Consider the following 19,024-nt stretch of genomic DNA (forward strand, 5'->3'; position numbering starts at 1 on the left):
TCAAAAATCCTTGCGCAGTTGCACGCCGAAGTAACGTTCATCGTCACGGGGTACGGCGCGGTAGATGTAGCTGCCGCCACTGGCCAGCAGCGGTGAATAGGACTTGTCGGTGAGGTTCTTCGCCAGCAGGGCCACGCGCCAGCCGTTGCTGTAGTCGGCCAGGGCGACGCTGGCGTTCCAGATGCCGTAGGCGCCTTGCTTGGTGTCGACGTTCTGGCTGATGTCGTACTGCACTTCGCTCTGCCAGCTGTAGTCGGTACCCAGTTCGATATCCAGGCCGTTATCCAGCGGGATGCTGTAGTCGGCGCGCACGTAGCTTTTCCAGTCCGGGCTGAAGGGCAGCGGCTTGCCGTTGACGTTGCAGGACGCCGCCGCGCCAGGCGGGCAGGCGAACTCATCGATGCGGGCCCGGGTGTAGGCCAGCGCGCCGGAGAGCTTCAGTTGTTGGGTGGCCTGCAACGCGTAGTCGAGTTCGACGCCTTCGGTGCTGACGCTGCCGGCGTTGATCAAGCGCGTCACCACTTGCCCGGCGACGGTGTCGAAGAAGTTCGCCTGGTAGTTGTCGTAGTCGCTGTGGAAGATCGCCAGGTTGGTGGTCAGGCGATTGTTCCAGCTGGTGGCCTTGATCCCGACTTCCCAGGTGTTGGAGGTTTCCGGTTTCAGCGCGTCGGTGTCCCGCGGCTGCATGTTGAAGAACACGTTGTAGGCCGGGCCCTTGTAGCCGCGCGAGTAGGTCAGGTAGCTGGTGACGGTGTCGCTCAGGTCGTATTGCACCCCCAGCCGGCCGGACCAGCCGTCTTCGTCCACCGAGCCGGAACTGCTGGTGGCCGGTTGAATGCCGCTGACAGTGGTGGCCGAGGTGGAGACACGGCGGTGATCGTATTCCAGGTCGTCGTGGGTGTAGCGCAGGCCGGCGATGCCACGAAAGGCCGAGGTGAAATTCAGCGTGGTCTCGCCGAACACCGCGTAGCTGTCGCTGGTGGTGCCGTAGTCGGCGATGCCGCGGTCGGTGCGTGTGGTGGTGGTCAGGGTGCGCTGGTAGGTTTCCTGATCCTTGCCGTGCATGTAGAACAGGCCGCCGACGTATTCGAGGAATTCGCCTTTGGGCGAGGCCAGGCGCAGCTCCTGGGAGTATTGGTCGAACGCCAGTTGGCCTTTGTCGGCGGTGCCGGGGAAAGCGGCGGTCACGGTGCCCAGGCGGTCGCCGTCCTGGTACTGGGTGTTGTCCCAGCCGCGCCAGGCAGTGATCGAGGTCAGGGTGTAGTCGCCGAGGTTCCAGTCCAGTTGGGCAGACAGGCCTTTGTTGGTGTCCTCCACGTGGCTGCGGGTGTCGGTGTTGATGTCGCGGTTGTCGCTGGTCCCGCGCACCGGGTTCAGCGCGTTGGCGAACGCCGGGGTCAGGGATTTGCTCACCACGCCATTTGGCGCATCGTCGTGGGACTGCATGTAGTCGGCAATCAGGGTCAGTTTCACGTCCTCGTTGGGGGTGAACTCCAGTTTGCCGCGCACGCCCTGATGGTTGTAGCCGTTCACTTCCTGGCCGTTGTGCTTGTTGTCGACGTTACCGTCGTAGCTGCCGAACAGCCCGCTGATGGAGCCCTTCAGCGTGCCGGGAATCAGGCTGCCGCCCAGGCCGAAGCGGGTGCGGCTTTCATTGCCGCTGAAGTAGGACTGGTCGATATAGCCGTGGGTCTCGGCCGTCGGCGCCTTGCTGGTGATATTCAGCACGCCGGCCGAGGCGTTCTTGCCGAACAGTGTGCCCTGGGGCCCGCGCAGCACTTCGACACGATCCAGGTCGAGCAGGTCCAGGGTAGCCTGGCCGGGGCGGGCGTACACCACGCCGTCAATCACCGTCGCCACCGTGGGTTCAACCCCGGGCGAGGTGGATATCGTGCCCACTCCGCGTACGAACAACGAGGTGTCCTTGTTCGACGCGCCGGTACGGAAATTCAGCGAGGGTACCTGCTGGACGATGCTCGCCACGCCGTTGCGATTGTCACGCTCCAGTTGTTCGCCATCGAGTACCGAAACCGCCACCGGGACTTTTTGCAGCGACTCTTCGCGGCGGGTGGCGGTGACCGTGACCGGCTTGAGGGTGGGTTCCTGGTCGTCGGCGGCGAATGCAGCGGGAACGGGCAGGGCGGCGAGCCCCGCCAGTAGCCAACCCAGGTGGGCGCGGCGCCCGGTGGCGGCGCGTATGGATTGCGAAAGTTTTTGAGGTTGCCCCGAATGTGTGTGCATGCTCTGACCGCTCGAAAAATGCCCTGAACCGCTGCCGTTCTGCGACGACAGCGCCGTTGAATCCGTCTTGGGCATTCGCTCGAGCGAGTAGCAGACAAAACGCTTTGGTAGCGCTAACATCGGCATTATTGGTAGGTGCGATATAGAGCGTCAAATACTAAAAAATTAGTTTTATATTCTTTTAGGTTTTTAACAGGATCGTCCCTTGAGCGAAGACAAACCCCGGAAACGCCGTGGTGCCGGCCGCGTCACCTTGAATACCGTGGCGCGCCAGGCCGGTGTGTCAGCGATTACCGTGTCGCGCTATTTCAACCAGCCGGAGCAGGTCTCGCCCGAACGCCGCGAACGCATCGCGGCGGTGGTTGCCGAATTGGGCTACGTGCCGAACCTGGTGGCGGGTGGGCTGGCGTCGGCGCGGGGCAGGATCGTCGCGATGGTGATTCCAAACATCTCCGGGCCGATCTTCGCCAATACCATCCAGGGCTTCAGCGATACCCTCAGCCGCCACGGCTACCAATTGCTGCTGGCGTCCAGTTACTTCAGCGCCGAGCAGGAAGAAAATGCAGTGCGCGCGTTTCTCGGCTGGTCCCCGGCGGCATTGGTGCTCACCAGCCGCTTCCATAGCGCGGGCACCGAGAAGATGATCGCCGAGGCGGATATCCCGGTGGTTGAAACCTGGGATTACCAACCCGAGCGGGAGCCGTTGCAGATTGGCTTCTCGCATTACGAGGTGGGCGTGACGGCTGCGCGCTACCTGCATGGCAAGGGTTATCGGCGCATCGCGTTCGTACAGAACAGCGCGCCGGGGGACTTCAGTGCACTGGAACGCCGGGATGGCTACAGCGCGACCCTGATTGAGCTGGGCATGCAGCCGTGGGTGTTTGCCCCGGACGCCGATCGCGCACCGTTTGAGGCGGGCAAGCAAGCGATGCAGGCATTGATGAGTGCCGCCATTCCACCGGACGCAATCATCTTCGCCAATGACAACCTGGCCGCCGGTGGCCTGCTGGCCGGGCAACGGGCAGGTCTGGAGATCCCCAAGGATTGCGCCGTGCTCGGCTTTGGTGATTACCCGTTTGCCGAAATGCTCTTGCCCAGTCTCAGCACCATCAAGCCGCCCGCCCTGGAGATCGGTGTGCTGGCGGCGACGCGGGTACTGGAAAGCCTGGGCGTGTTGCCGGTTGAGGATGAGGTGCAGCGCTTGAACCTGCTGGAGTGCCGCTTGATCGAGCGCGAGAGCGCCTGAGTCCAGTTGCGGCTCATGGCCATGTTGCGTTGACTCTTGGTATTTTCTGATAACGGATTATTCAAGGTCAGGCGCTGAAACATGCGTTTGATTGCGTGCGCTCGTCTCTTTTTTATCAGTGGGTAGTTCTTCTTCGGTGACAAGTTTTAGCGATGGCTAATTGCAATTAGTGCGGTGGGTTTCGCGATTTAAAAAGTGCAATGACTTGGTGGGTTGTTCTTTTGAGTAGTGTCCATGTGATATTGCAAGGTGGCCTATTGAACTGATCATTGATTGCCATTAGGTGCCGGGATAGACCCAGATCTTGCGTGAGGCTGGCGATATTTTCTTGCGCTGATGAACTAAGTTTAAACATGTCAGTCGATGCTTTAAACATCATGTGTACGGTCATGGCTAACTAATGGCGCCTGTTGGTAGTTCTAAAAGGCCATAACTTAAGTGGGCTGTAATACAAAATGTTTTGGTGTAGGGTCCGTACCTTGTCATGACAGCGCTTGCGCTAAAAACCTCCAACTAAGTGTGGATGCCCTTGTTCCGGCGCGTGCCACGGAACAGGTTTTTAAATAGCCCCTCAGACTTGTGCAGATGCCCCAGCCGATACCGTCAATGCCCATCGATGCATGCCGAATGCAGATTCCGGATGCCGAACAAGTGTGCGCGTGGCTGATGCGAAAAGCCGGTCTGAAAACCGTCGACCTGGAACGTGCTCGACGGTTATCCCAGGAATCCGACGACCCCGAACTGCTCGGCCTGCTGACGCGCCTGGGGCTGGTTTCCGAAGTGGAACTGGCGCGGGCCTGGGCCGATTTGCTCGGCGCGCCGTTGCTGCTGGCGGACGCCGCACCGCCCGTGCTCGACCCGCTGCCGGCGCTGACCGAACGCTTCATGCGCCATTACCAGGTGGTGCCGGTGGGCTGGAGCCACGGTGGTGTGCGGGTGTTGGCGGCCAACCCGGCGCTGCTGTATCCGTTCCAGGCCCTGGCGTACGCGTGCGGCGTGCCGGTGTGGCTGGCGGTCGGGCCGCGCAACGAAGTCGAAACCCTGATCGAGCGTTACTACGGCCAGGGCCGTTCCGCCATGGGCACCCTGATCGAAAACCTCGACGAACAAGGCGGCGCCCTGGAGGACATCGAACACCTCAAGGACATGGCCTCCGAAGCCCCGGTGATTCGCCTGGTCAACCTGATCCTGCAACGGGCCGTGGAGCACCGCGCCTCGGACATCCATATCGAACCCTTCGAAAACCAGCTCAAGGTGCGCTACCGCATCGACGGTGTGCTGCATGAAGCGGAAGCGCCGCCGGCGAGTTCCTCGGCGGCGGTGATTTCCCGGGTCAAGATCATGGCGCGCCTCGACATCGCCGAGCGCCGCCTGCCGCAGGACGGCCGGATCATGTTGCGCATCCAGGGCAAGGAACTGGACCTGCGGGTATCCACGGTGCCCACCAGTTTTGGCGAGTCGGTGGTGATGCGCCTGCTGGACCGCCAGACCGTGCAGTTCGATTTCCAGAGCCTGGGCTTTGACGGCCAGCGCCTGGAAACCTTCCTTGAAGTGCTCGAGCGACCCCACGGCATCCTGCTGGTCACCGGGCCCACCGGCTCGGGTAAAACCACCACGCTCTATACCGCGTTGTCGCGGCTCAATACCGCCGAGCGCAAGATCATCACCGTCGAAGATCCGGTGGAATACCAGCTGGAAGGCATCAACCAGATCCAGGTCAAGCCGGCCATTGGGCTGGACTTCGCCGGCGCGCTGCGCTCCATCGTGCGCCAGGACCCGGACGTGATCATGATCGGTGAAATCCGCGACCTCGAAACCTGCCGCATCGCCATCCAGTCCTCCCTGACCGGCCACCTGGTGCTCTCGACCCTGCACACCAACAGTGCCGCAGCGAGTATCACGCGCCTGCTGGACATGGGTGTGGAGAGCTACCTGATCGCCTCGACCGTCAATGGCATCCTCGCGCAGCGCCTGGTGCGCCGCCTCGACCCGGCGACCCGTGAGGCGTTCGAAGCGCCGCCGGAGTTGATCGAGGAACACGGCCTCGACCGCTTCACCGAACAGCGCCCGATCCTGCTTTACCGGCCTCGCGCCAACGCCGCCGGCGGCGGTTACCACGGCCGCAGTGCAATCACCGAATTGCTGGTGATGAATGACGAACTGCGCAGCTTGTTGATGCGCCAGGCCGACGCCGCGACCCTCGAACAGGCCGCCCGCCGTGGTGGCTTGCGCACCCTGCATGAAGAAGGCCTGCGCCAGGCGGTGGCCGGTGTCACATCCCTTGAAGAAGTGTTGCGCGTCACCCGTGGAGAGGGCGCGTGAGCCTGTTCAAATACCGTGCCCTGGACAGCCAGGGCGTCGCGCAGAACGGCACCCTCGAAGCGAAGGACCAGGCCGCCGCCGTCGCTGCGCTGCACAAACGTGGCCTGCTGCTGTTGCACATCGATGCCGCCGGTGCCCAAGGGCTGCGCAATACCTTCGGGCGCGGCCAGTTGAATGGCGCGGCGCTGGTCAGTTTTACCCAGCAACTGGCCACCCTGCTGGGCGCGGGCCAACCGTTGGAACGCTCGCTGGGCATCCTGCTCAAGCAGCCCGGCCAGCCGCAGACCCGAGCGCTGATCGAACGTATCCGCGAGCACGTCAAGGCCGGCAAGCCATTGTCGGCAGCGCTGGAAGAGGAGGGCAGCCAGTTTTCGCCGCTGTACCTGAGCATGGTCCGTGCCGGTGAGGCGGGCGGTGCGCTGGAGAACACCCTGCGCCAACTCAGCGACTACCTGGAACGCAGCCAGTTATTAAGAGGCGAGGTGATCAACGCGTTGATCTATCCCGCCTTCCTGGTGGTGGGCGTGCTCGGTTCCCTGGCGCTGTTGCTGGCTTACGTGGTGCCGCAGTTTGTGCCGATCTTCAAGGATCTGGGCGTGCCGATTCCGTTGATCACCGAAGTGATCCTGGGCCTTGGCCAGTTCCTCGACGCCTATGGCCTGGCGGTTTTTGCCGGGTTGATCGTGACGGTCTGGGCCCTGGCGGCACGCCTGCGCAACCCACGACACCGCGAGCAGTACGACCGGCGCGTGCTGGGTATCCGCGTTATCGGCCCGCTGTTGCAGCGGGTCGAAGCCGCACGCCTGGCACGCACCCTCGGCACCTTGCTGAGCAACGGCGTGGCGCTGCTGCAAGCGCTGGTGATCGCCCGCCAGGTCTGCACCAACCGTGCCTTGCAGGCACAAGTGGCCCAGGCCGCCGAGTCGGTGAAAGGCGGCGGCACCCTGGCCAGTGCATTTGGCAGCCAACCGCTGCTGCCGGACCTGGCCCTGCAAATGATTGAAGTCGGCGAACAGGCCGGTGAACTGGACAGCATGCTGCTCAAGGTCGCCGACGTGTTCGACGTCGAAGCCAAGCGCGGCATCGACCGCCTGCTCGCCGCCCTGGTGCCGTCCCTGACGGTGGTCATGGCGGTGCTGGTGGCGGTGATCATGCTCGCGATCATGCTGCCGCTGATGAGCCTGACCAGCAATATATGAAGACCCAAGGAAGCAAGCCGATGCGCCATACCCGTTTCAAACCCGCCCGCCGCCAAGGCGGTTTCACCTTGCTGGAAATGCTCGCGGTGATTGTGTTGCTGGGCATCGTCGCGACCATCGTGGTGCGCCAGGTGGGCGGCAACGTCGACAAGGGCAAATACGGCGCGGGCAAGGCGCAACTGGCCAGCCTGAGCATGAAGATCGAGAGCTACGGCCTGGACGTCGGCTCGCCACCCAAGACCCTCCAGCAATTGGTCGACAAGCCCGGCAACACCGCCGGCTGGGCCGGACCGTACGCCAAGCCCTCAGACCTCAAGGACCCGTTCGGCCATGCCTTCGGCTATCGCTTCCCCGGTGAACATGGCGCCTTCGACCTGATCTTCTACGGTCAGGACGGCCAGCCCGGCGGCGAAGGCTACAGCGCCGACCTGGGCAACTGGGAATAATGCCGGCCCTCCAACGCGGCTTTACCCTGCTGGAGATGCTGGTGGTGATCGTGTTGATCAGCATCGCGGCCGGGTTGGTGGGATTTGGCCTGCAACAAGGCCTGCGGGTAGCGAAAGAGCGCCAGGTGGTCGGGCAGATGGTGGATGCCCTGCGCAGCACACGGGCACGGGCGATTGTCAGCGGCAGGTCGGCCAAGACCGTCTTCGACTTGGCCCGGCTGAGCTTTCAGGCGCCGGGGCAACCCATCAAGCACTGGCCGGCCGATCTGCAAGTGACCCTGCACACCGCCGAACACGCAGGCGCTGCGGTGGAGTTTTACCCCGACGGCAGCTCTACCGGCGGCAACCTGTTATTGGCCAATGGCACGCGACGCTGGCGCATCGACGTCGGCTGGCTGACCGGCAGCGTGCAGTCCAGGGCATTGCCATGAAGCGTCAGTCGGGTTTCACCTTGCTGGAAATGCTCGCAGCGCTGACCCTCATGGCGATCTGCAGCACGGTGTTGCTGGTCGCGTTCGGCCAAAGCGCGCGCTCGTTGTTGCAGGTGGCCCATAGCGACCGCCTGACCCATACCGCCTTGAGCGTGATGGATCAGGAGGCGTCGGGGCCCCTGGCCAGTGGCGTGCGCGAGGGCGAGCTGGACGGCATTGCCTGGCAACTGCGCGTCGCCCAGCAGCCCACCCGCATCGGTCAGCCACATTTGTTTCGCCTCGATCTCAGCGTCAGCGAAGGTCCGCGCCGCGCAAATTTCAGTACCTTGAAACTGCGCGCCAGCCGCGACGGGAGCCTCCAGTGAAGCAGCAGCGGGGCTTCACGTTGCTCGAAGTCATGATCGTGCTCAGCCTGCTGGGCGTGTTGTTGGCCCTGGTGGGCGGCGCGCTCCTGGGAGCCAACCGTGCAGTACTCAAGGCGCAGCGCTACACCGTCAGCCTGGATGAAAGTCGTGCCGCGCAACAGTTCCTGCGCACGTCCATCAGCGAGGCGCTGCCCCTGGACGTGACCGAGGACGACAGCCAGACCAACGGCTTTTTTGTCGGCGCCCCCCAGCGCCTGCAATACGTCGCGACCTTGCCGGGCGTGCTCGGCGGCGGTATCCAGCGTTTCACCTTGCAGTTGACCGAGCGCGAGTTGCAGGTGGCGTTCGCACGGTTTGAGTCCAATGCCCAAGTGAGCGTGCCGGCCATCCGCAGCGAACCGCAGGTGTTGCTGAAGAACGTCGAGGATCTGCAATTCAGCTATCGCGGCCTGTCGCCCAAGGGCCAGGCCACCGGTTGGATCAGTGACTGGCCGTGGAGCAAACGCCTGCCTTATGCGGTACGCATTGCAGCACAAGTCAACGGACCGGTGCCGTGGGTCACCCAAGTGGTTGCCTTGCGCCTGAACCTCTCCAGCGGAGCATCAGGCGAATGAAGCGTCAGCGCGGCGTTGCATTGCTGCTGGTGCTGTGGGTACTGGCGTTGCTCAGCTTGCTGCTGGGCGGCCTGGCCGGTTGGGTACAACTGGAAAGCCGCCAGGCCCTGTGGCATCGCCAGCATACCCAGGCGCTGCTGGCGGCGGAGGCGGGCGTGGCGTTGGCCATGCAGGCCCTGGCCGACCCGCTGCAACGCAAGCAATGGATCGCCGATGGCCGCGAAATGCCCCTGGTATTTGATGACGCACAGCTTCACGTGAGCCTGCACAGCGAGCGCGGCAAGCTGTATTTGAACAGCGCCGAGGCCGCTGACTTTGCCCGCCTGGCCCTGGCCTGCGGTGCCACCCAGGCCCAGGCCAGCCGGCTCGCCGGGGACCTGGAAATGCGGCGCAACGCAGGCCTGGCGCCGTTCCGCGTGGTGGAGGACGTGCGGCAATTGCCCGGCATGACCCAGGCGCTGTACAGCCGGCTGGCCCCGGAAATCAGTTTGTGGAGTGGCCTGGACCGGCCCGATCCCGCCTTCGCCAGCCCCTTGATGCGCCAGGCGCTGAACCTGCCCCGGCAGAGCGCGGTAGGGGCCGACCCCGGTGACGTGCTGGTGATCGACAGCCGCGCACAACGCCCCGGCGGTTACCACGCCCGGTTACGAACCACGGTTTTATTGAGCCCATCGGAGGGAAGCGCACAACCTTATCGGGTGCTGCGTTGGCAAGAATGAATCCATACCTTTCGGCGCCAGTGGCGCGCCTTCAACAGCTGGCCGAACCGCTCACCCGGCGCTGGCGCGGCAGCTTGCTGCAAGTGGGCTGGCGCCTGTGGCTCAAGGAGCTGCGTGGCTGCCTGCCGGCGTGGCTGTCGGTCCGTGACATCCCCGAGCACCGCTACCACTGGCCGTTGACCGGGCCGGTGGCAAAACCTGCCGACGAGGTGCGCCAGGTGCTGGTGCTCGCGCCCTCGGCGGTGTTGCTGCAAACCCTGCAACTGCCCCTGGCGGCCGCGCGCAACCTGTCGACCGTGGTGGGTTATGAGCTGGACCGCTTTACCCCGTTCGAGGCTGAACAGTTGTACTTCGTGGCCCGTCAGGAACGGCGCACCGCCACGCATGTGCAGGTGACCCTGGTGGCCATCCTGCGGGAGCGCCTGGATCAAATCCTGTTGGACTGCGCTGCCCTCGGCTTGCAGCCCCATGCGGTGGATGTTGACGGGCCAATGGGCATCGACCTGCTGCCGGCGCCGTTGCGCCCACGCCAGCGGCCGGCCGGGAAGGGCTTGCAACGCAGCCTGCCCTGGCTGTGCGGCGCCTTGCTGATTGCCGCGATGCTGCTGTGGCTCAACGACCGCCAGCGGGTGCTCGACGTCATGCAGGCGCAGGTGCAACAACAGAAAGCCCAGGTCGCCGAGGTCCAGAGCCTGCGCCAGCAACTGCTTAACACCCGTGGCGCCGCGCAGTACCTGATCCGCCGCAAGTCGGCACAACCGCCGTTGGCGGCGTTGCTCAACGAGCTGACCGCCTGCCTGCCCGCCGACACCTGGATCGACCAGTTGGACGTCAACAACGGCGCCGACGTGTCCTTCTCCGGGCAAAGCGCCAAGGCGAGTGCCCTGATCACTCGGATCAAGGCGTGCCACAGCCTGGAAAACCCCCAGTTCGAAGGAGTGATCCAACCCGATGCGCAAACCGGCAAGGATCAGTTTTCCCTGCGCGCCCACTTGCACCAGGAGGCCGCCGATGCGCCGACCACTGACACCCCGTGAGCGTCGCGGCGCCGCCTTGCTGGTCCTGGCGCTGGTGCTGGGCGGCGGTTACTGGCTGCTGATCGACAGCTGGTTCGCCGGGCCATTGCGTGCCATGGGCGAGCAGGCCGAACAGCTGCGCGAACAACAGCAACGCTATGCGGGCCTGCTGCACCAGGGCACCGCCTTGCGTGAGCAATTGGAGCAAGCCCGCCAGGACCCGGCCAGCAGCACCAGCCTGTTGCCGGGGGATGACCCCAGCGCCGTGGCGGCGGACCTGATGCAGCGCATCGCCGACCTGATCAACAGCCGCGCCGGCCTTGGCGGCGGCTGCAGCCTGACCCAGCGCATGCCCATCACCCCGGAGCAGGACGACACCGAGCCCTATCGCCAGGTCAAAGTCAGCCTGACCCTCAACTGCGCCATCGAACCCCTGACCGCGATCCTGCATGAGCTGGAGTACCAGCGACCGTTCCTGTTCGTGGATGAAATGAGCGTCCGTCGCGGGCCGAATGCCCCCGCCAGCGGCGGTGCCGGAAAGCTGGTGGTGCACCTGTTGGTGCGCGGTTATCTGCAACCGGCAGCCGCCACGCAGGCCCGCCGATGATCAATTCATTGCGCCCCCTCGAGTGGGTGTTGCTCGGTGTGGCCGGGCTGCTGGGCCTGCTGATGGTGGGCATCTTGAGCAGCATCGGCGATGCGCCGCAGTGGCTGGATGAGCCTGCCTCCGCCGTGCGCGCCAATGCTTCGGCGAAGGTTCACGTGGCCCCGAGTGCGACCCTGGAAAGCCTCGCCGGCACCTGGCAGGCGCCGCTGTTCAGCCCCGACCGCAGCCCCGATGCCGCCGTGGGTCAGGCCGAGATTTCCAGCCTGTCGAGCCTGAAGCTGACCGGCGTGCTGCTCGACGGCGACCTGCGCGTCGCGCTGCTCAAGCGTGACGAGGGCCCGCCGCTCAAGGTCCACCAAGGCCAGACTCTGCCCAACGGCTGGCGCCTGGAACACCTGACACCGCTGCACGCCCGTTTTGTGCTGGATGGCCGCACGCAAACCCTGAGCCTCAGCGTTCCGCGTTTGCCGCCGCCGTCCACCACACCACCGATTTCCCTTCCTCACGAGCCCGCCCCTTGATCGATACTTCCCCTAGCGCCTTGCGCACCAGCGTGTTTTGCCTGGCCACCGCCGTCGCCTTGGGCGGCTGTGGGTCATTCCCCGATCACCTCGACCCGGACGATGCCTTGCTTCACGAGGCGATGCAGGGCACCGGTTCGCAACGGCCGCCCGTGGACCCGGCCAGCGAGTCGCCTGCGGCCGACAGCCGCCAACCCCAGGCGCCTACGCCGCCCCAGCGCCAGTTGATTCGCGGTAACCAGCAGTTCGTGCGCCAGCCCGCACCTGCGCCGGCGGTCAAGGATGAAGCCAGCGGCGACATCGTGTTCAACTTCGCCGACCAGCCGATTGAGGCGGTGATCAACAGCGTCATGGGCGACCTGCTGCACGAGAACTACAGCATCGCCCAGGGTGTGAAAGGCAACGTAAGCTTCTCCACCTCAAAGCCGGTGAACAAGAAACAGGCGCTGTCGATCCTCGAAACCCTGTTGTCCTGGACCGATAACGCGATGATCCGCCAGGGCCAGCGCTACGTGATTCTGCCCGCCAACCAGGCGGTGGCGGGCAAGCTGGTGCCGGAAATGAGCGTGTCGCAACCCTCCAGCGGGCTCTCGGCGCGGCTGTTTCCGTTGCGCTATATCTCGGCCACGGAAATGCAGAAACTGCTCAAGCCGTTTGCCCGGGAAAACGCGTTCCTGCTGGTGGACCCGGCGCGCAATGTGCTGAGCCTGGCCGGTACGCCGGATGAGTTGGCCAACTATCAGGACACCATCGACACCTTCGACGTCGATTGGCTCAAGGGGATGTCGGTGGGGGTGTTCGGTTTGCAACGGGCCTCGGTGGCCGAGTTGATGCCCGAGCTGCAAAAAATGTTTGGCCCCGACAGCGGCATGCCCCTGGCGGGCATGGTGCGCTTCCTGCCCATCGAGCGGACCAATTCGGTGGTGGCGATCTCGTCCCAGCCGCAGTACCTCAGTGAAGTTGGCGACTGGATTCACACCATCGATGAAGGCGGCGGCAACGAGCCGCAGATGTACGTCTACGACGTGCGCAACATGAAGGCCACGGACCTCGCCAAATACCTGCGGCAGATCTACGGCACCGGCGCGATCAAGGACGATGCGCCGGCCAAGGTGGCGCCGGGGCTGCGCACGGCGACCTTGTCGTCACTCAACACCAGCGGCGGCACCTCGGGTGGCTTGAACAACAGCAGCAATAGCCCGCCCGTCGGCGACGATGAAGACCAAGCGCCGGCCGCCACTGAAGACACTGAAAACGCCGAGCCAGGCCCCGCCCCCAAAAGCCTCGACGCCGGCACCCGGATCACCGCTCAAAAAAGCAGTAACCAGTTGTTGGTACGCACCCGACCGGTGCAGTGGAAGGAGATCGAATCGGCGATCAAACGCCTCGACAACCCGCCGCTGCAAGTGCAGATCGAGACGCGCATCCTCGAAGTCAAACTCACCGGCGAACTGGACCTAGGGGTGCAATGGTACCTGGGCCGCCTGGCGGGCAACTCCACCAGCACCACGGTAGCCAATACCCCTGGCAGCCAGGGCGCTCTGGGTGGCGGCGGGGCGGGATTGGGCGCGGATTCGCTGTTCTATTCCTTCGTCAGCTCCAACCTGCAAGTGGCCTTGCACGCCCTGGAAACCAACGGCCGCACCCAGGTGCTGTCGGCGCCGTCGCTGGTGGTGATGAACAACCAGCCGGCGCAGATCCAGGTGGGGGACAACATCCCCATCAGCCAGACCACGGTCAACACCGGCAACGCCGACAGCACCTTGAGCAGCGTCGAATACGTGCAGACCGGGGTGATCCTCGACGTGGTGCCGCGGATCAACCCGGGCGGCCTGGTGTACATGGACATCCAGCAACAGGTCAGCGACGCCGAGAACCAAACCACCAACAGCAGTGACACGCCCAACAACCCGCGCATCTCCACACGTTCGGTGTCGACCCAGGTGGCGGTGCAAAGCGGCCAGACCGTGTTGCTCGGCGGGCTGATCAAGCAGGACAACGCCGAGAGCGTCAGTGCGGTGCCGTACCTGGGGAAAATCCCCGGGCTGCGCTGGTTGTTTGGCAACACCAGCAAGTCCAGGGATCGCACCGAGTTGATCGTGCTGATCACGCCGAGGGTGATCACCAGCAGCGGTCAGGCGCGGCAGGTGACGGATGACTACCGCCAGCAGATGCAGCTGTTGCGACCGGCCAACTGAAGGACCTTTCAGCCCTTGCGTTGCAGGGTGTGATAACCCAGCGCCGCCCGTGCTTCACGCAGGGATTTGCCTTCATCGAGCAGCGCCCGGATACGCGCTTCCACCGCTTCAATCGAGCGTGCACAGGCTGCCACTTCATGGGCCCGCTCGCGCGGCACGATCACCACGCCATTGGCGTCGGCGACCACGATGTCCCGGGCGCACACCCGGGCCTGGCCGATGGACACCGGCTGGTTTACTGCTTCCACTTCAACCCGGTCCTTGCCCGTGCGCATGAACCGGCCCTTGGTGAACAGCGGGTAGCCGTCGCCCAGGGCCTTGCTCACGTCGCGGCACACGCCATCGATCACCGTCGCGGCGATCCGCTGGCTGCCGGCGTACTGGGTCATGATGTCGCCCCACACCGTGCAGTCGGTGCGTCCGTCGTTGTCGATCACCACCACATCGCCTTCGGCCACGTCATCGATAAAGTCGCCTACGGTGCCCGGCGGGGTGCTGGCGCTGACGTAGCGCACCGTGAAGGCCGGGCCGACCACCACCTGGCGATAGTTGTCCAGGGGCATGATTCCCAGGCATTGGCCGGGCAGGCCGAGTTTGTCCAGGGCGTCGGACACGCCCGGGGTGTCCAGGCCGGCAAACAGGGCAACCAATTCTTGGTCTTGGGGTGACATGGATAACTCCTCGTGGTGGTGACAAATCAGGTCGGGTGGCTGGAGGCCGGGCGGGGCTCGGCAATGGTCAGCAAAATGATGAAGCTGATGAACGAGCCGATCGCCAGCCAGGCAAATACGTAGTTCCAGCCGTAGTTGTCCAGCAGCAGGCCGGTGATGAAGGGCGTGGCGGCGGCGCCCAACTGGCCGATCATGTTCACGATGGCGTTGGAGATCGGGAAGGTCTTCTTGGTGGTCAGGCCCATCGGGTAGACCATGTAGGACGAGAAGCCGAGGCTCAGCACCACGCCGGTCAGCATCAGCAGCAAGCCGTAGGGCAGGGGCTCGGCCGGTGAGTTGATCAGCAGGTACATCATCAGCGAGGTGCCGACCGCCGACAGCAACATGCCCGGCTTGCGGCGCCCGCCCATCAGGCGGTCCGAGCAGAAACCTCCCAGCAGGTTGCCCAGCACCGCGCCCACCCAGGGCGCTGCCGAGACCAGGCCCATGTTCATGATCGAAAACTGCTTGACGGTCATCAGGTAGGTGGGAATCCACGCCAGCAGCACGCTGGAGACACCGAGCTGGAAGCAGTAGCTGGTGGCGCACCCCCAGATATTCCATGAGGTGAAAACCTGACGGTTGGTTTCCAGGGGCTTTTCATCGCGGGTGCGGATCACCCGGTCGAGCTTTTTCACCCACGCCGGCGTCTTGTGCACACGGGCGGTCTGGGCGATTGCGGTGTCTTCGACGATGTATTGAAGTTCGGCCTGGTTGACGAAGCGGCTGCGGGACGGATGGTCGGTGACCAGGAAGTACCAGACCACCGCCAGCACGATGCCCGGGATCGCAAAGAAGTAGAAAATTTCGCGCCAGCCCCATACCGAAATGATCACGGCACACAGCGGCGGCACGATCACCGGTCCGAACTTCACGGCCGACAGAAAGATCCCCGACGCGGTGCCTTTTTCCCGTGCCGGAAACCAGTTATTGATGGTGGTGGTCATGCTGATGGGCAGCGGGCCTTCGGCGATACCCAGGCCCAGGCGATAGAGTTTCAGCGCCAGCAGTGAGCTGGCGGTGCCCACCAGCCCGGTCAACAGGGAGGTCAGCACCATGGCCCCCGGCAGGATCCGGCTGACGCCAAAGCGCCCGAAGGCAAAGCCCGACGGCAGTTGTGCCAGGGCGTAAGCCAGCAGGAACAGGCTGACCAGGCCACCGGCCTGGGCGTTGCTCATTGCAAATTCCTGGCGAATGAACGGCAGCGCCACGCCGAGGTTGGCCCGGTCGGCGGCGGCCACGGTGTAGATCAGGAAAATCAGCGCCGCTACCACCCAGCGGTATTGGCTGCGCACAGCGGGTTTTATGACTTCAGGCATAGACATGGGGGCGGACCTTGTTGTTGTGAGTGTTGTCCTGTTCGGCCTTAATCTTAAGAAGGGGCGCACGCCACCATTAGCGATATTTATCTATGTGAACTCATCACTTTTATTCTTCTGCCAGCAAGCTGCTGCAGAAGCCGCGGATTGCCTCGCACGCCTGGCGCAACGACTTGTCATCCAGGGCATAGGCGATACGGATGTATGGCCCCAGGCCAAAGGCGCTGCCATGCACCACGGCTACATTGGCCTCATCCAGCAGCGCCAGGGCCACGTCTTCATCGCTGCGCAGCAGCCGCCCGCCCGCCGAGGTGCGCCCGATCAGCACGGCGCATGAGGCGAACGCGTAGAACGCGCCGGCGGGGCTGATGCACGTCAGGCCTGGCGTGTCGTTCAGCAACTGGACCATCAAGTCCCGGCGCGCCTGGAACACCCGGCGGCTGTCGCGGATGAAATCTCTGGGGCCTTCCAGTGCAGCGAGGGCCGCCTGTTGCGAGATCGAACAGGCGCCGGAGGTCTGCTGGCCCTGGAGTTTTTCCATGGCCTCCAGCAGCCAGCGTGGGCCGGTGGCGAAACCGATGCGCCAGCCGGTCATGGCATAGGCCTTGGACACGCCGTTCATGGTCAATGTACGCGGTGCCAGCCGGGGTTCAACCTGGGCCAGGGTATGGAACACCTGGCCGTCGAAGATCAGGTGCTCGTAGATGTCGTCCGCCAGGACCAGCACCTGCGGGTGGGCCAACAGCACTTCGGCCAGCGCCCGTAGCTCGCCCTCGCTGTACACCGCACCGGTGGGGTTGGACGGTGAGTTGAGGATCAGCCAGCGCGTCTGCGGGGTCATTGCAGCGGCCAGGGCCTCGGGTGTCAGCTTGAAACCGCTGTCGGCATCACAGGTGACGATGCGCGCTTCGCCGCCGCACAGTTGCACCATCTCCGGGTAACTGACCCAGTACGGCGCGGGCACGATCACCTCGTCGCCTTCATTGAGGGTGGCTGCCAGGGCGTTGTAGATCACCTGCTTGCCGCCGTTGCACACGAGGGTGTCCTGCCAGGACACGTCCAGGCCGTTTTCGCGCCGGAACTTCGCCGCCACCGCCTCCCGCAGGGCCCGCACACCGGCCACCTGGGTGTAGCGGGTATGCCCGGTTTCAATGGCCTGGATCGCGGCTTCGCGGATATGCGCCGGGGTGTCGAAATCCGGTTCGCCGGCGCACAGCGAGATAATCTGCGCGCCTTGCGCCCGGCGTTCGGCGACGCGGTCCATGATGCGATAGGTGGCAGACGGTTGTGCGCTGGCCAGGCGCGGGTTCAGCCGCTGGATATCGGCGCTCATCGGCTGATCGCCTCAAACTGTGCGTCGTGCATCACCTCGACCACCGAGCGCCCGCTGCGCACGGCCTGCACCATGCCGTCCTGGCGGCGGGCAATGCGCTCGCCCAGGTCCAGGACCTTTTCGATCACCGCCTGGGCCACGAATACCGTGCCGCAGGTATCGGCAATCACGTAGTCGTCCTCGCTGACGCTTACGCCAGCAACGCTGAGGGTCACGCCGGCGTCGAGCTGCACCACGCGGTTGCGCGCACTGATCATGGTCACGCCGCGTCCGTACACCGGATAGCTGATGGCTTCGCTGCCGTCGATATCGCGGCTGAAACCATCAATCACCGTACCGCGTATGTGTTTGCGCAACGCCGCGTTGGCGATGATGTCGCCCCAGCAGGAAATGCCCTCGATACCGCCGGCAATCACCAGCACCCGGTCGTCTGTCGCGACCTGTTCGATCACCGGGGTGATCAAGTGCACGGTCGGGGCGATGTCGGACTTGGGGCCGAGCAGTACGGTACTGGCGCGGCCAACGATCTTCGGGCAGTTCCACAATGGGCGCAGGCCCACGGTGGCGCCGGGCAGGCCGAGGAAGTCGAGGGCGTCGGACACGGTGTTGGTGTCCAGTGCGGCCAGGCGGTCGAGCAAACGGTCAGGGGTCATCGGCAAGCCTCGGGTGACGGAGGCGGCCAGTGTCAGGCAGTGCCTATGATAGGTATATTACGAAGTACAGAAGCCTTGCATACGCTTAACCTATGGATAAGACCATGATCAACTTTCGCCTGATTCGTCACCTCTGGTTGTTCCTGGCCGTGGCTGAAGAGCAGAACTTTGGCCGTGCGGCCAAGCGCCTCGGCATGTCCCAGCCACCGCTGAGCGAGCAGATCCAGGTGCTGGAGCAGGCGCTCAAGGTCAAGCTGTTCGACCGCTCCCGACGGGGGGCCAAGCTGACTCCGGTGGGCGCGGCGATCCTGCCGGCGGTGCGCAAGTTCGCCGAGCAGCTGGAGCGCCTGGAACTCGCCGTGGAAGAAGCGGTGGCGGGGCAGTCGGGGATGTTGACCATCGGCGCGATCTCCACGGCGATGTTTGATGTGCTGCCGGGGTTGATCGAGCAACTGAAGCTTGATTACCCGCAGCTCACGGTGTCGGTGCGGGAAATCGACAGCGTCGAGGCGTTGCCGGCGCTGGAGGCCGGGGATATCGACCTGGCGTTTGCCCGGCTGGATGGTGACCTTGGGGCTTCGGTGCAGTCATTGCCGCTGACGGAGGACCGGCTGGTGGTGGCGCTTCCGGTGGATCATCCGTTGGCGAGTCGTACGCGGATCAGTTTGTCGAGCCTGGCGAATGAGCCGTTGGTGATGTTTTCGCGCAACGTCAGTCCGGTGTATTTCGACAATTTGATCGCTACCTGTCGTGCCAGCGGGTTTTCGCCTCGGGTGCTGCATGAAGTGCGGTCGGTGGCTTCGCAGATCGCGTTTGTCAGCTATGGGCAGGGTATTGCGTTGGTGCCGGCGTCGTTGAAGAAGCTGGCGCCGGCCAATGTGGTGTTTCGGGCGTTGAGCCAGAAGCTCAATGTGGTGACCACGGCCGTCGCCTGGAATACCCAGCGGCCGAACCCGGTGGTGGAGGCGGTGATCGCGCGGTTTCGCTAGGGGTTGGGGTTGAGTACATATCCGCTATTTAGGTAACGGCGGCTTATGGTTCCGCTCTTACAGCGGGTCACTTTTGGCAAACGCCCGGAATGCCG

General features: G+C 64.1%; 18 protein-coding genes. 13 read left to right on the forward strand and 5 right to left on the reverse strand.

Going from position 1 to position 19,024, the window contains the following annotated elements; translation table 11 throughout:
- Complete coding sequence (locus A462_RS09655; protein ID WP_008437197.1) at positions 1-2,241, reverse strand: TonB-dependent receptor; 2,241 nt, start codon at positions 2,239-2,241, stop codon at positions 1-3.
- 205 nt (positions 2,242-2,446) lie between these two features.
- Here A462_RS09655 and A462_RS09650 point away from each other — a divergent pair, with 205 nt between their 5' ends.
- The 12 genes from A462_RS09650 to gspD all read left to right on the forward strand — a co-directional run bounded on the left by A462_RS09650 (position 2,447) and on the right by gspD (position 13,925).
- Positions 2,447-3,487, forward strand: coding sequence for a LacI family DNA-binding transcriptional regulator (locus tag A462_RS09650; RefSeq protein ID WP_008437199.1), 1,041 nt, complete (start codon positions 2,447-2,449; stop codon positions 3,485-3,487).
- A 627-nt stretch (positions 3,488-4,114) separates the two neighbouring features.
- Positions 4,115-5,809: a type II secretion system ATPase GspE gene (gene gspE / locus A462_RS09645; RefSeq protein WP_003209908.1), complete on the forward strand. Its 1,695-nt coding sequence runs from the start codon at positions 4,115-4,117 to the stop codon at positions 5,807-5,809.
- Positions 5,806-7,008: a type II secretion system inner membrane protein GspF gene (gene gspF, locus A462_RS09640; protein ID WP_008437202.1), complete on the forward strand. Its 1,203-nt coding sequence runs from the start codon at positions 5,806-5,808 to the stop codon at positions 7,006-7,008. Before gspE ends, gspF begins: the two co-directional genes overlap by 4 nt.
- 20 nt (positions 7,009-7,028) lie before the next feature.
- Positions 7,029-7,454, forward strand: a complete 426-nt coding sequence (gspG, locus tag A462_RS09635; protein ID WP_003209911.1) for a type II secretion system major pseudopilin GspG — start codon at positions 7,029-7,031, stop codon at positions 7,452-7,454.
- A complete protein-coding gene (locus A462_RS09630) occupies positions 7,454-7,885 on the forward strand; it encodes a type II secretion system protein (RefSeq protein ID WP_003209913.1) in 432 nt (143 codons plus the stop codon). Before gspG ends, A462_RS09630 begins: the two co-directional genes overlap by 1 nt.
- On the forward strand, positions 7,882-8,250 hold the full coding sequence (locus A462_RS09625) for a type II secretion system protein (RefSeq protein ID WP_008437204.1): 369 nt from the start codon (positions 7,882-7,884) through the stop codon (positions 8,248-8,250). Before A462_RS09630 ends, A462_RS09625 begins: the two co-directional genes overlap by 4 nt.
- The gene (locus tag A462_RS09620) at positions 8,247-8,864 is read left to right on the forward strand and encodes a prepilin-type N-terminal cleavage/methylation domain-containing protein (protein WP_008437205.1); all 618 of its coding nucleotides are present in this window, start codon (positions 8,247-8,249) and stop codon (positions 8,862-8,864) included. Before A462_RS09625 ends, A462_RS09620 begins: the two co-directional genes overlap by 4 nt.
- On the forward strand, positions 8,861-9,583 hold the full coding sequence (locus tag A462_RS09615; RefSeq protein WP_008437206.1) for a general secretion pathway protein GspK: 723 nt from the start codon (positions 8,861-8,863) through the stop codon (positions 9,581-9,583). Before A462_RS09620 ends, A462_RS09615 begins: the two co-directional genes overlap by 4 nt.
- Complete coding sequence (locus tag A462_RS09610; protein WP_032899604.1) at positions 9,580-10,620, forward strand: PilN domain-containing protein; 1,041 nt, start codon at positions 9,580-9,582, stop codon at positions 10,618-10,620. The genes A462_RS09615 and A462_RS09610 overlap by 4 nt, the downstream gene beginning before the upstream one ends.
- On the forward strand, positions 10,595-11,206 hold the full coding sequence (gspM, locus tag A462_RS09605) for a type II secretion system protein GspM (RefSeq protein WP_032899613.1): 612 nt from the start codon (positions 10,595-10,597) through the stop codon (positions 11,204-11,206). Before A462_RS09610 ends, gspM begins: the two co-directional genes overlap by 26 nt.
- The gene (locus A462_RS09600; RefSeq protein WP_008437209.1) at positions 11,203-11,727 is read left to right on the forward strand and encodes a general secretion pathway protein GspN; all 525 of its coding nucleotides are present in this window, start codon (positions 11,203-11,205) and stop codon (positions 11,725-11,727) included. The genes gspM and A462_RS09600 overlap by 4 nt, the downstream gene beginning before the upstream one ends.
- A complete protein-coding gene (gspD, locus tag A462_RS09595; RefSeq protein ID WP_008437210.1) occupies positions 11,724-13,925 on the forward strand; it encodes a type II secretion system secretin GspD in 2,202 nt (733 codons plus the stop codon). The genes A462_RS09600 and gspD overlap by 4 nt, the downstream gene beginning before the upstream one ends.
- 8 nt (positions 13,926-13,933) lie before the next feature.
- Here gspD and A462_RS09590 read toward each other — a convergent pair whose 3' ends face one another.
- The 4 genes from A462_RS09590 to A462_RS09575 form a co-directional block, all read right to left on the reverse strand.
- Positions 13,934-14,596, reverse strand: a complete 663-nt coding sequence (locus A462_RS09590) for an RraA family protein (protein ID WP_003209925.1) — start codon at positions 14,594-14,596, stop codon at positions 13,934-13,936.
- Between the two features lie 26 nt (positions 14,597-14,622).
- On the reverse strand, positions 14,623-15,960 hold the full coding sequence (locus A462_RS09585; protein WP_023658999.1) for an MFS transporter: 1,338 nt from the start codon (positions 15,958-15,960) through the stop codon (positions 14,623-14,625).
- A gap of 103 nt (positions 15,961-16,063) precedes the next feature.
- Positions 16,064-17,287, reverse strand: coding sequence for a pyridoxal phosphate-dependent aminotransferase (locus tag A462_RS09580; RefSeq protein ID WP_008437211.1), 1,224 nt, complete (start codon positions 17,285-17,287; stop codon positions 16,064-16,066).
- On the reverse strand, positions 17,284-17,940 hold the full coding sequence (locus A462_RS09575; protein WP_008437212.1) for an RraA family protein: 657 nt from the start codon (positions 17,938-17,940) through the stop codon (positions 17,284-17,286). Before A462_RS09575 ends, A462_RS09580 begins: the two co-directional genes overlap by 4 nt.
- A 104-nt stretch (positions 17,941-18,044) precedes the next feature.
- Here A462_RS09575 and A462_RS09570 point away from each other — a divergent pair, with 104 nt between their 5' ends.
- Positions 18,045-18,929 carry a LysR family transcriptional regulator gene (locus A462_RS09570; protein ID WP_003209935.1) on the forward strand — a complete coding sequence of 295 codons (885 nt, stop codon included), beginning with the start codon at positions 18,045-18,047 and terminating at the stop codon, positions 18,927-18,929.
- Positions 18,930-19,024 lie beyond the last annotated feature (95 nt).

The organism is Pseudomonas sp. Ag1 (assembly GCF_000278565.1).
In the GTDB taxonomy this organism is placed as follows: domain Bacteria; phylum Pseudomonadota; class Gammaproteobacteria; order Pseudomonadales; family Pseudomonadaceae; genus Aquipseudomonas.

Bases quoted from the DNA above. Each gene is read 5' to 3' on its own strand.
- gspG (WP_003209911.1), top strand. From the start codon at position 7,029: ATGCGCCATACCCGTTTCAAACCCGCCCGCCGCCAAGGCGGTTTCACC.
- A462_RS09630 (WP_003209913.1), top strand. From the start codon at position 7,454: ATGCCGGCCCTCCAACGCGGCTTTACCCTGCTGGAGATGCTGGTGGTG.
- gspE (WP_003209908.1), top strand. From the start codon at position 4,115: ATGCAGATTCCGGATGCCGAACAAGTGTGCGCGTGGCTGATGCGAAAA.
- A462_RS09585 (WP_023658999.1), bottom strand. From the start codon at position 15,960: ATGTCTATGCCTGAAGTCATAAAACCCGCTGTGCGCAGCCAATACCGC.
- A462_RS09570 (WP_003209935.1), top strand. From the start codon at position 18,045: ATGATCAACTTTCGCCTGATTCGTCACCTCTGGTTGTTCCTGGCCGTG.
- A462_RS09575 (WP_008437212.1), bottom strand. From the start codon at position 17,940: ATGACCCCTGACCGTTTGCTCGACCGCCTGGCCGCACTGGACACCAAC.
- gspM (WP_032899613.1), top strand. From the start codon at position 10,595: ATGCGCCGACCACTGACACCCCGTGAGCGTCGCGGCGCCGCCTTGCTG.
- A462_RS09600 (WP_008437209.1), top strand. From the start codon at position 11,203: ATGATCAATTCATTGCGCCCCCTCGAGTGGGTGTTGCTCGGTGTGGCC.
- A462_RS09610 (WP_032899604.1), top strand. From the start codon at position 9,580: ATGAATCCATACCTTTCGGCGCCAGTGGCGCGCCTTCAACAGCTGGCC.
- A462_RS09655 (WP_008437197.1), bottom strand. From the start codon at position 2,241: ATGCACACACATTCGGGGCAACCTCAAAAACTTTCGCAATCCATACGC.
- A462_RS09625 (WP_008437204.1), top strand. From the start codon at position 7,882: ATGAAGCGTCAGTCGGGTTTCACCTTGCTGGAAATGCTCGCAGCGCTG.
- A462_RS09615 (WP_008437206.1), top strand. From the start codon at position 8,861: ATGAAGCGTCAGCGCGGCGTTGCATTGCTGCTGGTGCTGTGGGTACTG.
- A462_RS09590 (WP_003209925.1), bottom strand. From the start codon at position 14,596: ATGTCACCCCAAGACCAAGAATTGGTTGCCCTGTTTGCCGGCCTGGAC.
- A462_RS09580 (WP_008437211.1), bottom strand. From the start codon at position 17,287: ATGAGCGCCGATATCCAGCGGCTGAACCCGCGCCTGGCCAGCGCACAA.